Origin of the sequence: Arsenicicoccus sp. UBA2120 (genome assembly GCF_002330965.1) — a bacterium.
In the GTDB taxonomy this organism is placed as follows: Bacteria; Actinomycetota; Actinomycetes; order Actinomycetales; family Dermatophilaceae; genus Arsenicicoccus; species Arsenicicoccus bolidensis.
The window spans coordinates 49,332-63,966 of sequence record NZ_DCYC01000079.1 but is presented as its reverse complement, the minus strand read 5'-3'; the positions used below and the strand labels follow the sequence as shown (position 1 = coordinate 63,966).

The 14,635-nt window shown below is 73.7% G+C and carries 12 protein-coding genes; 6 read left to right on the top strand and 6 right to left on the bottom strand.

Annotation, left to right across the window (positions count from 1 at the left end; translation table 11 throughout):
• The 3 genes from B2P18_RS13370 to B2P18_RS13360 form a co-directional block, all read left to right on the top strand.
• The coding region (locus B2P18_RS13370) for a CHAD domain-containing protein (RefSeq protein ID WP_286961071.1) at positions 1–1,083 on the top strand (1,083 nt) is incomplete at its 5' end.
• A gap of 5 nt (positions 1,084–1,088) precedes the next feature.
• Positions 1,089–1,922, top strand: a complete 834-nt coding sequence (locus tag B2P18_RS13365) for a sulfite exporter TauE/SafE family protein (RefSeq protein WP_286961062.1) — start codon at positions 1,089–1,091, stop codon at positions 1,920–1,922.
• Positions 1,923–2,035: 113 nt separating this feature from the next.
• Positions 2,036–2,470, top strand: a complete 435-nt coding sequence (locus B2P18_RS13360) for an SRPBCC family protein (RefSeq protein WP_029212145.1) — start codon at positions 2,036–2,038, stop codon at positions 2,468–2,470.
• Here B2P18_RS13360 and B2P18_RS13355 read toward each other — a convergent pair whose 3' ends face one another.
• From B2P18_RS13355 to B2P18_RS13335, 5 genes are all read right to left on the bottom strand, one after another.
• Positions 2,471–3,820 (bottom strand): AI-2E family transporter, encoded by a 1,350-nt coding sequence (locus tag B2P18_RS13355; protein ID WP_286959855.1) that lies wholly within the window; start codon positions 3,818–3,820, stop codon positions 2,471–2,473.
• 189 nt (positions 3,821–4,009) lie between these two features.
• Positions 4,010–5,623, bottom strand: a complete 1,614-nt coding sequence (locus tag B2P18_RS13350) for a phospholipase D family protein (RefSeq protein WP_029212147.1) — start codon at positions 5,621–5,623, stop codon at positions 4,010–4,012.
• A gap of 104 nt (positions 5,624–5,727) precedes the next feature.
• Positions 5,728–6,666 carry an EamA family transporter gene (locus B2P18_RS13345; RefSeq protein WP_019286643.1) on the bottom strand — a complete coding sequence of 313 codons (939 nt, stop codon included), beginning with the start codon at positions 6,664–6,666 and terminating at the stop codon, positions 5,728–5,730.
• Between the two features lie 73 nt (positions 6,667–6,739).
• Positions 6,740–7,642 carry an oxidoreductase gene (locus B2P18_RS13340; RefSeq protein WP_029212148.1) on the bottom strand — a complete coding sequence of 301 codons (903 nt, stop codon included), beginning with the start codon at positions 7,640–7,642 and terminating at the stop codon, positions 6,740–6,742.
• A 106-nt stretch (positions 7,643–7,748) separates the two neighbouring features.
• A complete protein-coding gene (locus tag B2P18_RS13335) occupies positions 7,749–8,591 on the bottom strand; it encodes a PhzF family phenazine biosynthesis protein (protein WP_019286645.1) in 843 nt (280 codons plus the stop codon).
• A 116-nt stretch (positions 8,592–8,707) separates the two neighbouring features.
• Here B2P18_RS13335 and B2P18_RS13330 point away from each other — a divergent pair, with 116 nt between their 5' ends.
• The 3 genes from B2P18_RS13330 to B2P18_RS13320 all read left to right on the top strand — a co-directional run bounded on the left by B2P18_RS13330 (position 8,708) and on the right by B2P18_RS13320 (position 13,781).
• A complete protein-coding gene (locus B2P18_RS13330; protein ID WP_286961050.1) occupies positions 8,708–12,286 on the top strand; it encodes a proline dehydrogenase family protein in 3,579 nt (1,192 codons plus the stop codon).
• A 92-nt stretch (positions 12,287–12,378) separates the two neighbouring features.
• Positions 12,379–12,549: a hypothetical protein gene (locus B2P18_RS13325; protein WP_286961041.1), complete on the top strand. Its 171-nt coding sequence runs from the start codon at positions 12,379–12,381 to the stop codon at positions 12,547–12,549.
• Positions 12,546–13,781, top strand: coding sequence for a GNAT family N-acetyltransferase (locus B2P18_RS13320; RefSeq protein WP_286961035.1), 1,236 nt, complete (start codon positions 12,546–12,548; stop codon positions 13,779–13,781). The genes B2P18_RS13325 and B2P18_RS13320 overlap by 4 nt, the downstream gene beginning before the upstream one ends.
• On the opposite strand, the gene B2P18_RS13315 is transcribed toward B2P18_RS13320, so the two are convergent.
• A complete protein-coding gene (locus tag B2P18_RS13315) occupies positions 13,772–14,578 on the bottom strand; it encodes an alpha/beta fold hydrolase (RefSeq protein ID WP_286961032.1) in 807 nt (268 codons plus the stop codon). The genes B2P18_RS13320 and B2P18_RS13315 overlap by 10 nt on opposite strands.
• Positions 14,579–14,635: the final 57 nt, after the last annotated feature.

Genomic DNA, 14,635 nt, shown 5'->3' with positions numbered 1-14,635 from the left:
CGCGCGGGCGTCGACCCGTCCGCGTGGAGCGAGTGGGAGGTCGAGCTGGTCGACGGGCCCGTGCCGCTGCTGGACGCCGTGGAGCGGGTCCTGCTGGCGGGCGGCGCCCACCCCGCCGCGGGCCCCTCCAAGCTGGCCCGCGCCCTCGGCCCCCTCGCCCCGCCGCCGCCGGCCGTGCACACCGTCCCCAAGAAGCCCACCGCCGGCCAGGTCATGATGGCGGCCCTGCAGACCACCGTCGAGCGGCTCAAGGCGGAGGACGCGGGTGCCCGCACCGGCGCGCCTGACGCCGTCCACCAGATGCGGGTCGCGACCAGGCGGCTGCGCACGCTGCTGTCGACATACGGCCCCCTGCTCGACGACGAGCTGACCACCCACCTGCGCACCGAGCTCAAGGTGCTGGCCGACACCCTCGGTGGCGCCCGCGACGCCGAGGTGCTGCGCGAGCGGCTGCTCGCCCTCGTCGAGACCCAGCCGTCCCAGGCGGTGCTCGGCCCCGTCGCCGACCGCATCGACACCGAGCTCGGCAAGGACTACGAGCGCGCCATGACGCGGCTGCGCCGGGGGCTCGAGCACGAGCGCTACTACGCGCTGCTCGACGAGCTCGACGCCCTGGTCGCCGCTCCCCGGACCACGCCGCTCGCCGACGACCCGGCCCGCCTGGTCGTGCCCCGGCTCCTCGGTCGCGACTGGCGCCGGATGCGCCGCGCCGTCCGTCAGGCCTCGGCGATCGACGACCCGGCCCGCGCCGAGACCGCCCTGCACGAGGTGCGCAAGACGGCCAAGCGGCTGCGCTACGCCGCCGAGTCGACGACCGTGGTCCTGGGTCTGCGCGGCAAGCAGCTGGCCAGGTCCAGCGAGAACCTCGCCGAGGTGCTCGGCGAGCACCAGGACAGCGCCATCACGCAGGAGGCGCTGCGCGACCTCGGCCTGCGGGCCCAGCGTCACGGCGAGAACGCCTTCACCTATGGCCGCCTGCAGGGCATCGAGGAGGCGCTGCAGGGCGAGCTCGCGTCCAAGGACTACCGCAAGGCGGTCGGCAAGGTCGCCAAGCGTCGCCTCAAGGGCTGGAAGCAGGTCTAGCGGCCGTGCTGACCGCGCTCCCGGCAGCCGTGCTGGCCGGGGTGCTCATCGGTGTCGTCATGGGGGCCCTCGGGGGTGGCGGCGCCGTGCTGCTGGTGCCCGTGCTGGCCTTCGGCTTCGGCGTCGACGCGGTCCCGGCCACCACGATGTCGCTCGTGGTCGTCGGCATCTCCTCCCTCGTCTCGGCCTGGTCCTCCGGCCGCCGGGGCCTGGTCGATGCCCGTATGGCGGGGGCCTTCGTCCTGTGCGGGGTGCTCGGATCGGCCCTGGGGACCCGGCTGTCGCACCTGGTCGACGGGGACCTGCTGCTCGCGATGTTCGGCGGGCTGCTGCTGGTGATCGCGGCGCTGATGGTGCGCCGGGGGCGGGACGCGGGGGCCTCCGACCCGGGGGTGCCCGTGCACCGGGGCCAGCCTGACGTGGTGGACGGCGCGGCTGCTCCGGCGGGTGCGCACCGGGTGGCGCACCGCACCCGCTGGGGGCGTCTGGTGGGCGCGGCGACCGGGGTGAGCCTGCTGACCGGGTTCTTCGGCGTGGGCGGAGGCTTCGCGATCGTGCCGGCGCTGACGCTGCTGCTGCGGGTGCCGATGCGCGTGGCGGTGGGCACGTCACTGCTGGTCATCGCGGGGAACTGCCTCACGTCGCTGGTCTGGCGGTGGCCCACCCTGGCGCGGCTGGACTGGCCGCTGACCATCGCGCTGACGGTGTCGATGGTCGTGGGCGGCCTGCTCGGTGGGCGGGTGGGCCGCCGCGTGCCCGCACCCCGGCTGCAGCTGGCGTTCGGCATACTCCTCGTGCTCGTCGCCGCGGTCACCCTGGTGCAGACGCTGCGCGGCTGAGACTGCTGCGCTGAGACTGCCGGGCCGACTGGGAGAGCGGGTCCCCGGGGCCGGTGGACGGCGCCGCCAGGGCGGGTGGTAGGACTGGAGACCACCCCTCAGGAGGAGACGCCATGTCCGAGCACAGCCGCACCATCACCGTCCACGCGCCCGCCGACGTCACCTTCGGGTACCTCAGCGACGCACGGCACCTGCCGGACTTCATGCCGCGGATGCGTCGCGTGGAGCCGCACGACGACGGCACCGTGACGGTCACCGCGGTCGTGACCCCCGACGGCACGCGCGAGCTCGAGGTGCAGGGGACGGCCTGGCTCGAGGTCGACCAGGAGGCGCGGGCGATGCGCTGGGGCTCGGAGCGGCACAGCTATCGCGGCTCCCTGACCGTCGAGGGCGACGTGGAGAGCGACGTCGAGGGCGACATCGAGGGCGACGCGGAGTCGACGGTCGAGATCAGCCTGAGCACCGAGCACGGCGACCCCGCCACCATCGACGCCGGGCTGGACCGGGCGCTCGAGGCGATCGCCGCGCGCATCGAGGCGCGCGCCTGACTACTCGGGGTAGCCCTCGAGCGGGAGCTGCCCCGCGGCCACCTTGGCCTGCTCCTCGCGTTCCTCCTCGGTGGGTGGGAGGGGGAGGTGCACCGCCCGCAGCGTGGCGTTGGCGAAGGCCACGATCGGCACGGCGAACAACGCGCCGGCCACCCCCGCCACCGACGTCCCCGCAAGGACGGCCAGGGCCACCCCGAGCGGGTGGACCTCGACGTTGCGGCTCATGATGAGCGGCTGCAGCAGGTGCGCCTCGAGCTGCACGAGGACGACGATCGTGATGGCGACGACCGTGGCCGCCGCAGGTCCGTGCTCGATGAGGCTGACGATGATGCAGAAGATCCCGGTCACCGTCATGCCGATCAGCGGGATGAACGACCCGACGAATATCAGGACCGACAGCGCCAGCGCCAGGGGCACCTCGAGGACGTGCAGGACGACGTAGATCGTGGTCGCGTGCAGCGTCGCGATGATCGTCACGCCGCGCATGTAGCCGCCGAGCGTGTGCCACCCGACGCGACCGACCTGGTCGATGCGGCGGCGCGAGCTCGTCGGCAGCAGGCCGAGCACCCAGCGCCAGATGACCTCGCCGTCACGCAGCAGGAAGAACGTGCTCAGCAGGAGCAGCAACCCGCCCGCGATGACGTGCGAGAGCGTGGACAAGGTCGTGATCGCGCCGGTCACGAGCGTGCCCTGGTTCTTGGAGATGGTGTCCGAGAGCTCCTGGATGTACTTCTCGACCTGGGAGTCGCTCAGGCGCAGCGGCCCCTCGCGCAGCCACCGGCTCGCGTCGTCGAGGAACTGGGTGAACTGCTCCGTCATACGAGGCGCGTTGGCGGAGATCTGCAGCGCCACGAACGTCCCGATCGCCCCGATCACCGCGATGCCGAGCAGCAGCGCCAGGAAGGCCGCCAGCGAGTGTGGGACGTGCGCCCCGCGGTGCAGCCGCCGCTGGACGGGGCCGAGCACGGCCGTGAGCAGCAGGGCGACGACGAAGGGGATCGTGACGATGGGGACGGCCGCCAGCGCCTGGGCGACGAGATAGACCGCCGCGACGATCAGCAGCAGCCGCCAGCTCCAGGCCGCCGCGACCCGCACCCCACGGGGGACCGGGTCGGACTCGGGGCGCGTGGGCTCGGGCATGGTGACGTGCACGGTCGTGGACATCGGCTCGTGCTGGCCGGCGGCCGTGCTCCCCCACTGCGAGGGTGGCGGCGCGTCGAGCCGGGCTCGGACGGTGCGCGTGATCGAGCCCACCGCGCCGCGCAACCGGCCCGCCTCGCCGCTCGGAGGGGTGCCTCCGCCATCGGCCTCGCGGCCACCGTCGCGCGGCTGCGCGTCGTCGTGCTCCATGTCAGTCCTCTCGTCCCCCGCCTGGCCTTCGCCAGTCATTGTGCCCGGCCCAGCCTGTGAGTCCCCTGCCGGATCTACCTGAGGTCGTCACAGGCGCCTGGCGGGCGAACCCAGGCCGATGTGCCTACCTCAGGTGGTCACATCAGCCTGGCGTGCTAACCCAGGCCGATGTGACGACCTGAGGTAGGTCTAGAAGCGGCCGGCGAGGCGCAACGGCTTGGGCCGGCCGTCCGGGTCGTGCACGAGCTCGTAGACCACCCGGGCCCACGCCTTGGTGAACGACGACTGCTCCACCGGGGGGATGCGGCGCAACCGACCCGGAGGCCGCTCACCGACGCGCCCGCCGCCGTGCCAGTCCTCGAGGCGCCGGGCGCAGTCGGCATACGCGGCGAACATCCCCTCGGCGGTGAGGCAGTCCGCCATCACCGCGGCGATCTCGGCGTCGGTCGCGTCCGTCGGCAGCTCGCGACCCAGGTGCTCCGCCGCGAGCCGCAGCCGCAGGCGCCGGGCATAGGCGTTGTGGTCCTCGCCCTCGTCGTCCCACACCACCGCGGACAGCTCGGAGTCGTGCGTCCACGAGCGCCGGTTGAAGTTGTCGGACCCGATCGTGGCCCAGCGGTCGTCCATGACGCAGACCTTGGCGTGGACGTAGACGGGTGTGCCGGCGAGGTTCTCGATGCCGTAGAGCGCGAACCGGTCGCCGCCGGCCTCCTCGATCAGCCGCACCGCCTGGTCGCGGCCGTAGAGCTGCGGCGTGCGCGACATCGGGCTGCTCTGGTCGGGCACCTGCGGCAGGATCGCGATCACGTGCAGGCCCGGGCTGGACTGCAGGGTCTCGATGAACTGCTCGGCGACGTCCTTGGACCAGAGGTACTGGTCCTCGATGTAGATGAGGTGCTCGGCGCGCTCCAGCGCCTTGGAGTAGCCGCGGGCCACGCTGCGCTCGCCGCCCCGCGCATAGGGGTAGTCGCGGCCGTGCCGCAGGTCGGGATAGGTGCGCAACAGCTGGACGTGGTGGGTCGCGCCGGAGATGGCGGGCGGTGGGGGCGTCTGCTCGGGGAGCGGGTCCGGGTCCGTGTCGTCGCCGCGCAGCTTGTCGCCCATCATGCGGATCGGGCTGCGAGACAAGGGGGTCGGATCGTTCCAGCGCTCGCGGAACACCGTCTCGACGTCGTGCACGGCCGGCCCCTCCAGGCGCACCTGCACGTCGTGCCAGGGCGGGCTGTCGCCGAACTCCTCGGCCATGCTCTGCGCCTGCGGGTCGCCGTGGTGGTCGTCGTCGTCGCGCCGCGAGTGGCACAGGTCGATGCCGCCGACGTAGGCGACGTCCCGCGTCGGGTCGTCGCGGTGCCGGATGACGACGAACTTCTGGTGGTGGCTGCCGCCGGTGCGCACCCGCATGTCGAGCAGCACCTCGGCCCCGGCGCTCTGCAGCTGCTCGCCGAAGCGGCGGTTCTCGGCGCCGGAGAACGCCAGCTTGTCCCAGTGCGAACGCCACACGAGACCGCGCACGTCCACGCCGCGACGGGCCGCGCGCGACAGCACCGAGGCGATCTCGGAGTTGGGGTCGTCGGCCACCAGCCGCTCGTCGGGGTCCCCGCGCCAGTCGGTGAACCACAGTAGGTCGCCCGGCCCGGCCGCCTCGATCCGGGGATACAGGTCCGCGAAGTACTGCCGCCCGTGGATCAGCGGCGTCGCCACGTTGCCGTCGCTCCACGCCTGGTCGCCGGGGTGCTGGTCGTCGATCGTGGTGCGCGGGTTGGCGCGCTCGGACCGGGTGATCAACCATTCACGGATCGACATGGCCCCCATACTGACGCGCATGACGCCCTCCGGGCCACCGACCGACCACATCTGCCGTGGTCTCCGGGCAGATGCGCAGCCGCCGCCCAGGTGGTCCGGAGACCTCAGCCGGCCGCGATGAGGGCCACGGCGACCGCGCACGCGACCAGACCCGCGACCTGGGCCCGCGAGGCCCGCTCACCGAGCAGGGCCATCGCCAGCAGCACCGTGAACGCCGGGTAGAGGGAGGCCACGACGGGGACGACGGTGAGCTGCCCGGCAGCCTCGCCTGCCTGCCCGGCGGCCTGGCCGGAAGCCTCGCCACCGGACTGCCCGGCCAGGAAGTAGGTCAACGACCCCAGGGCGCCGGTGACCCCGACGATCCACGCGGGCAGCGCCGCCCGCACCGACCCCTCCGGCCGCTGCTGCGCCACGATCCCCCACATCACGACCAGCGACACCAGCTGGCACACCGCCACCGGCCAGGACCCCGACCCCGGAGCGGCCTGCGCCAGCGCGATGAAGAACACCGCGAAGCCGACCCCCGCCAGCAGCCCGTCGCGCACCCCGGCCCGCCTCGCCGGGGGCGGCGCGGACGGCATACGGCCATGGTCGGGCTCGACCAGGTGGGTCTCGCCGGGGGCCGACCCAGGGTCGCTCTCACCCGCGGCCACCGCCCACACGGCCGGGAGGGCCAGGACGATGCCGACGACCGCGAGGGGCGAGGGCCGCTCGCCCAGGGCGACCCCGAGGATCACCGGCAGACCCGCCGCGCACACGGCCGACAGCGGGCCGGCGACGTGCATCGAGCCACGGGCCAGCCCGCGCATGAGCATGAGGGTGCCCGAGCAGTGCCCGATCGACGCGGCGGCGCCCCAGAGGAGGGCGTCCTGGGTGAGCGGCTGACGCTGGGCGAGGGCGACGAGCGTGATCCCCGTCGCGGAGAAGGTCTGCGCCACCGCACCGACGATCAGGAAGTGCCGCCGCCGCGACTGCACGCCGGACAGGAAGTCAGAGACGCCGTAGAGGACGGCCGACGCGAGGGCGAGCGGGATGGCGAGCACCCCTTGAACCTACCGGGGGCAGGATCATCAGCCTGGCGAACGAAGGCCGGTCGATGCCTCTGCCCCCGGCGGGTCAGACGCGGAAGGGGACGCCCGTCAGCTCCTCGCACAGCTGCCACAGCTGCGCGGCCTTGCGACGGTCGTGCGACGCCGCGGTCGAGCCGACGGTGCGCGGGTGCCCGTGAGCCTCCATGAACCCGTCGGGCCCGACGAACGAGCCGCCCGGCAGGTCGTCGACCGTCGCCGCGTAGAGGGACGGCAGCGCGCCCATCGCGGCCGGCTGCGCGACCGTGCTGACCTTGTTGAGCTGCAGCATCGCCCGGTCGGACCACGCCGAGCCGGTGCGGCCCTGCAGGTTGGTTGAGGAGTAGCCCGGGTGCGCGGCCACCGACCGCAGCGGCGAGCGGGCGCCCGTCAGCCGACGCTCCAGCTCGTAGGCCAGCATCAGGTCGGCGAGCTTGCTCTGGCCGTAGGCGACCCAGGCGTTGTAGCGGCGCCGCTCGAAGTTCGGGTCGGCGAGGTCGATCCGGCCCATGCGGTGCATCAGCGAGGACAGCCACACGACGCGGTCCGTCAGGCGCGGCAGGAGCTGGGCGGTCAGCGCGAAGTGACCCAGCACGTTGGTGCCGAATTGCGTCTCGAAGCCGTCGGCGGTGCGCGAGAACGGCACGGCCATCAGGCCGGCGTTGTTGATCAGGGTCTCGATGCGCCAGTCCGAGACGCCCTCGGCGAACTCCCGCACGGAGTCCAGCGACGCGAGGTCCAGGCGGCGCACCTCGGCCCCGCCGGGTCCGGCGAGGTCGAGGGAGGACCGGGCCGCCTCGCCCTTGTCGGTGTCGCGGCAGGCCATGACGACGTACGCGCCCTTGTCGACGAGCGCTCGCGTGGTCTCGAGGCCGAGCCCCGAGTTGGCTCCGGTGACGACGAAGACGCGGCCGGTCTGGTCGGGGATGTCCTTGGTGGTCCAGGTGCTCATGGCACCAGTCTGCGGGATGGGTATGACGCTGTGCCGTCCCGCACGTGAACCTCTCGGCCTCGGACCCGACCGGGGGTGATCCGAGCGACCGCGGGGATCCGGGCGGTCAGATGGCCATCTGACCGCGCGCGACCTCCTTGACGATGCCGCCGAGCGAGACCTGGCCGTCGGCGTCGATGTCGAGGTGGATCATCGAGGGGCGCTCGATGTCCTCGCCCTGGTAGACGCGGTAGTGCTTGTCGCGCTCGCCCCGGGAGACGAGGACCTCGCCGAGCCGGCCGGCGCCGGACGCGGTCGCGGCGACCTCGAGGACACCGCCCTGCGGGCCGTAGAACATGCGGGAGGCGACGTCGCCGTCCTCGCGCCAGGCCCACACGTAGATCTGCGGCTCGACGTGGAGCAGCATGGCGTACTGGTGCAGGAGGCGGGCGTCGATCTTGGCCTCGCGCACGTCCTGCTCCGTCGCGAGCTGGAGCACGATGGTGGAGCGCGTGAACGTGACCTTGACGGTGGGGTCGACGATCGCGGGGATCTTGCGACCGACCAGACCGGCGAGGAACCGCTTCTCGGTGCGGATCTCCTCGATGACCGAGCTGCGGCCGAGCATGGTCCACCGGTTGCCGGAGTCGATCACGTGGATCAGCTGCTTCCTGCCGGCGAGGTGGATGTCGCCCTCGCCGCCGTCGAGCTCGCGCACGACGTGCGCGGTCGCCATCGACGCGCTGCCGGCGAAGCCCGAGGCGCCCTCGGGCTGGAAGAAGCGGACCGTGGCGTGACCCTCGTCGTCACGGCCGGTGATGAACGAGCACTCGGTCCCCAGCTGCCGAGCGGTGCGCCGCATGGTCTCCTCGTCGAGACCCTTGGCGTCGGTGAACACGGCGACCGCGTTGCCGGAGAACAGGTCGTCCGGCGTCGTGAACACGTTGAGGATTCGGTAGTCGGAAGGCATGGGCTCAGGGTATAGGCCGAGCCCGCGCCCGTCCTCGGGAGGACGGGAGGAGCCGTTGTGAGACGGGTCGCACCCCCGTTCACCCCCTGTCGGTCCCGTGGTCCAGAATCGACCGTATGACGGATCAGAGCCGACCCCTCGCGCCCCAGCCCAGCGACCTCACCGGACCGGCGGCCGTCGCCGCCGTCGCCGAGGAGGCCGTCCAGGTCGCCCGCCGGTGGGAACGCGCCACGGCGGAGGGCGCGACGCGGTCCGAGCGCGCCACGTCCGACCAGCTGGGCGCCCTGCTCCGCGACGAGACGGGGCTGGACCTGGCGGTGACCTTCGTCGACGAGGTGGCCCGCCCGGAGGACCCCTACGTCGCGGCCAAGGTGCTCTCGACGCTGACCGCCGGTGACGCCGGCGCGTTCCTCGGCCGCGTCGACCGCTCGCTGCTGGGGCTCGGCGCCAAGGTCGCCAGGCTCGCCCCTCCGGTCGTCGTGCCGATCGCCCGCGCGCGGCTGCGCCAGATCGTCGGCCACCTCGTCGTGGACGCCAACGACCCGGCCCTGGGCCGCCACCTGGCCAAGGCCCGGGCCGAGGGCTTCCGGCTCAACGTCAACCTGCTGGGCGAGGCCGTCCTCGGCGAGCACGAGGCCGCGAGCCGGGCCGAGCGCACCCGCCAGATCCTGGCCCGCCCCGACGTGGACTACGTCTCGATCAAGGTGTCGTCCCTGGTCAGCCAGATCTCGACGTGGGACGAGGAGGGCACGGTCGAGCGGGTCCTCGAGCGCCTGCGCCCGCTCTACCGCACCGCCGTGGCCAAGAGCCCGCACGCCTTCGTCAACCTCGACATGGAGGAGTACAAGGACCTCGACCTCACGATGGCGGTCTTCGAGCGGCTGCTGGCCGAGGAGGAGTTCCACGACCTCGAGGCCGGGATCGTGCTGCAGGCCTACCTCCCCGACGCACTGCCCGCCCTGGAGCGCATGCTCGAGCTGGCCCGCCGCCGCCGAGCCGCCGGGCACGCCGGCATCAAGGTCCGCGTCGTCAAGGGCGCCAACCTAGCGATGGAGCAGGTCGAGGCCGAGCTGCACGACTGGGTGCAGGCCCCCTACCCGACCAAGGAGGACGTCGACGCCAACTACCTCGCCTTCGTGGAGCGCGCGCTGCGGCCCGACGCCACCGAGGTCATGCGCATCGGCGTCGCCTCGCACAACCTCTTCGACACGGCCGTGGCCTATCTCCTGGCCCAGCAGCGCGGCTGCCTGGACGCCCTGGACATCGAGATGCTGCAGGGTATGGCGCCCAGCCAGGCCCGCGCCGTCAAGGCTGACGTGGGGTCGGTCCTGCTCTACACCCCCGTCGTCGCCCCCAAGGACTTCGACGTCGCGGTGAGTTATCTCATCCGCCGCCTGGAGGAGAACGCCCAGAAGCAGAACTTCCTGCACGCCATGTTCTCCGCGGACCCGGGGTCCGGCGCCTCGCCGGACGGCCGCCCCGGCGCCGCGGCCCGTCCGCACGACGCGATGGCCGACCAGGAGCGCCGCTTCCGCGAGTCGGTCGCCGCCATGCCGACGACGCCCGTCGGACCGCGCCGCTCGTCCGAGCGCGCCCGCATCGGCGACCGCTTCGCCAACACCCCCGACTCCGACCCGTCCCTGCCCGCCACCCGTGTCTGGGCCCGGGAGGCGCTCGCGGCCGACCCCCACCGCCTCTCCTCCCCCGTCCTGTCGACCCCGGACGACGTCGACGAGGTGGTCGCCCGCGCCGTGTCGGCGGCCCCGGGCTGGGCCGGGCGGTCGGCATACGACCGGGCGCAGGTGCTGCGCGACGCCGCCCGTGAGCTGGACGCCCGGCGCGGCGAACTGGTCACGATCATGGCCGCCGAGGGCGGCAAGACCGTCGCCGAGGCCGACCCCGAGATCTCCGAGGCGATCGACTTCGCGCGCTACTACGCCGAGCGCGGGCTCGAGCTCGAGGCCGGCGCGAGCGCGCACACCGACGGGTCGCGCTTCACGCCCGACCGCGTCGTGCTGGTCACCCCGCCGTGGAACTTCCCCGTCGCCATCCCGATCGGCGGCGTGCTCGCCGCGCTCGCCGCGGGGTCGGCCGTCGTCATCAAGCCCGCGCACCCCACGCCAGGCTGCGTCGAGGTCGCCGCCGAGGCGCTGTGGGAGGCCGGTGTCCCCCGCGAGGTGCTGCAGGTCGTCCGCACCGACGAGCGCGAGGCCGGACGCGCCCTGGTCTCGCACCGCGACGTCGACACCGTCGTGCTGACCGGCGCCTCCGAGACCGCCCGCATGTTCGCCGGCTGGCGGACCGAGCACCCCGCCGGGCCTCGCGTCTATGGCGAGACCTCCGGCAAGAACGCCCTGGTCGTGACCCCGGCCGCGGACCTCGACCTGGCCGCCGCCGACCTCGTCCGCAGCGCCTTCGGCCACGCCGGTCAGAAGTGCTCGGCCGCATCGCTCGGCATCCTCGTGGGCTCGGTCGCGCGCTCCGAGCGCTTCCGGCGCCAGCTGGTCGACGCCGTGCGCTCGCTGCGCGTCGGCTGGCCGCACGACCTCGGCACCACGATGGGCCCGATCATCGAGGTGCCCGAGGACAAGCTCCGCCGCGCCCTGACGACCCTGGAGCCCGGCGAGTCCTGGCTGGTCGAGCCCGAGCAGCTCGACGACTCGGGCCGCCTCTGGTCGCCCGGCCTCAAGGAGGGCGTCCGTCCCGGGTCGTTCTTCCACCTCACCGAGGTGTTCGGCCCGGTCCTCGGCCTCATGACGGCCCGCACGCTCGAGGAGGCCATCGAGCTGCAGAACGCCACGGCCTTCGGCCTCACCGGTGGCCTGCACAGCCTCGACCCCGACGAGATCGCCTGGTGGACCGAGCACGTCGACGTGGGCAATGCCTACATCAACCGCCACATCACCGGCGCGATCGTGCAGCGGCAGAGCTTCGGCGGGTGGAAGGACTCGGTGGTCGGCCCCGGCGCCAAGGCCGGCGGCCCCAACTACGTCGCCCTGCTCGGGTCGTGGAGCGAGGACGGGCTGCCGCAGCGCGGCGTCGAGCCGTCGCCGCGCGTGCGCCGGCTGGTCGACCGCCTCTCGCCGCTGGTCGTGGGCGCCGGTGGCGCGGGCGACGACGGGGACCTGCAGGACGCCCGCGGCTGGCTCGACGCGGCCCTGCGCTCCGACGCCCAGGCGTGGCGCGACGAGCTCGGTGTGGAGATCGACGAGACCGGTCTCGCGGTCGAGGCCAACGTGTTCCGCTACCGCCCTCACCCCGAGGTGACCGTCCGGCTCGAGCCCGGTGCGCGTCCGGTCGAGCTGGTGCGCCTGCTGGCGGCGGCCGAGCTCGCGGGGTCGGCCGTGCGCATCAGCGCCGACCCGCAGGCCGCCGGCCCGCTCGAGGCGCTGCGCACCGGTGACGGCGAGGCCCGCCAGGCCGCCGACGACCTGCGCGACCTGCTGACGATCGAGGACCGCGCCACCTTCGCCCAGCGGCTGCGTGACGGCGAGCACTCGACGCGGGTGCGCGCGATCGGTCAGGAGTCCGAGGTCAGGGACCTGGTCCACGCCCTCGCCGGCTCGTCCGCGACCGTCCTCGCCGACCCGGTGCTGGCCAACGGCCGTCGCGAGCTGCTGACCTTCCTGCGCGAGCAGGCGATCAGCCGCACCCTGCACCGCTTCGGCCACGTGGCGCCGGACCTCGCCCGATGACGGGACGCACCCCCGCCCCGGCGCCCGAGCCCGCGGCGGGGGCGGGGGCAAGGGCAAGATCGTTGGGGTCGCGCCTCGGCGAGGGCCTGGTCATGACCGTCACCTTCCTGATCTTTCGGCTGGTGATGATCTGGCTCGGGCTGTTCGACGGCGAGCCCTTCCTGGCCACCGCCTCGGCCGCGTTGCTGTTCGGCGTGTTCTGGGTGCTGGTGGGCCTGGCGTGGGACGTCTGGCGGCGACGTCGACAGGGCGAGCGCCGGTGACGGGCGGTCGCCCCGTCGTCCGCGCGCTCACCGTCGACGACGCCCGCGCCTCCTGGGACCTCGGCGTCGAGTCCTTCGGCCACGCCGAGCCCGCCCCGGACCCGCTGCCCGACCCCACCCGGCGTGGTCGGGTCATGCTGGGCGCCTTCGTCGACGACACCCTCGTCGGTCGGGTCGGCGCCCTGTCGCTGTCGTCCTGGTGGGGCGGGCGCGAGGTGCCCACCGCGGGCATCGCCAGCGTCGCCATGCGCCTCGAGGAGCGCGGCTCGGGGAGCCTCGGCCTGCTGATGCCCGCCCTGCACGACCGCGCCCGCGAGCGCGGGGACGTCCTCGCCACGCTCTACGCCACGGCGCAGGGCATCTACCGGCGGTTCGGCTACGAGACGGTGACGTCCTTCGACCAGGTCGAGCTGCCGACGCGGCTGCTCCTCGACGTCCCGGTCGACGAGCCCGCCGATGCGCAGGACGGCACGCCCGAGGTGCGGCTGCGCCGGGGCACGGCCGACGACCTGGACGCCATGCAGGCCGCCTACACCCGCTGGGCCCGCGAGCACGACGGACCGCTCACCCGGTCCGGGCCGCAGTTCCCGCCCGACGTGACGGCCTTCCTGCAGGCGCTGGACGGCGCGCACGTCACCCTCGTCGAGGAGGACGGCGCGGTCACGGGCTACGCCACCTGGCGGCGCACCGACGGCTACCACCAGGGCGTCACGGCGGTGGACGACCTCGTCGTGACCACCCCGTCGGCCGCGCGCGCCCTGCTCCACCAGCTCGGCACCAGCCACGCCGTCGCCCCCACCACCACGCTGTGGACCAGCGGCGCCGATCCCCTGCGCCTGCACCTGCCCGGCAACGCCTGGCGCCCGGTCGACCAGCGCCCCTACGCCCTCGCGGTGCTCGACGTCCCCGCGGCGTTCGAGGCCCGCGGCTACCCCGGCCACCTCGACGCCGACCTGACGTTCGCCGTCTCCCCCGGCCACGGCGGCGACCCGGTGGCCGGCACCTACCGCCTGCGCGTGACGGCGGGGAGGGCCACCTGCGAGCGGCTCGCCGACGACCCGGCCCCCGGCATACGGCTCCTGCACCCGCGCGCACTGAGCCTCGCGTATGCCGGCGCCCAGCCGAGCAGCGCGCAGCGCCAGGCGGGCCTGCTGACGGGTCCCGCCGATGACGACGCGGTGTGGGACACCCTCACCGGCGGGCGTCAGGTGCGCGTGCGCGACTACTTCTGAGTGGCGACCTGGCGCAGGACGACGTCGGCGATCTCGGCCGCGTGCTCGACCGGCAGGCCGTGGCGGGCGCCGCGCAGCACGACGAGCTCGGCGCCCGGGATGCGCTCGGCCAGCAGCTCGCCGTTGCGCAGCGGGTTGACGCGATCGGCGTCGCCGTGGACCACGACCGTGGGCGCGACGATGCGGGGCAGCGAGTCCCACGCGTCGTGCCCGTGCGAAGCGCGGTAGTGCAGGCCCCGCTGCGCCGACCGTGTCGTGGTCGCGGCGTCGGCCGTCTCGGCCAGCTCGTGGTGGGAGCCCAGCCACGCGGGCGTGTAGCTCAGCAGCGCCATCTCCATCGGGTCGCACCGCGCGATCGTGGCGTCGACCTCGTCGGCGCGCGGGACGCCGTGACGGTCGCCGGGCGAGGTGCACAGGAGGGTCAGGCTCGTGACGCGCTCCGGGTGCCTGATGGCGAGCCACTGCGCGATGCGGCCGCCCATGGAGTGGCCGACGACGTGCGCGCGCTCGACGCCGAGGCGTTCGAGCACCCAGGCCGCGTCGTCCGCGAAGGATCCCGTGGTCGGCGGGTCCCGGCGGTCCATGTCGTCGCTGTCGCCGGTGCCCCGCTGGTCGATCGCGATGGTCTCGACCTGGCCGTCCAGCACGCCGCAGGCTGCGAGCTCGGCCACGAGCACGTCGTAGAGCCGGTGGTCCTGGCTCATGCCGGGCAGCAGCAGCACCGGGGTCCCGCCGGCGCCTGACCGCCACACCGCGAGACGTGAACCGTCGGCGAGCTCGACCACGTGCTTCGGCATACGGCCCGATCCTCCTTGGCGACCCACGACTGATGACGGACGACCGGCGGACGACCG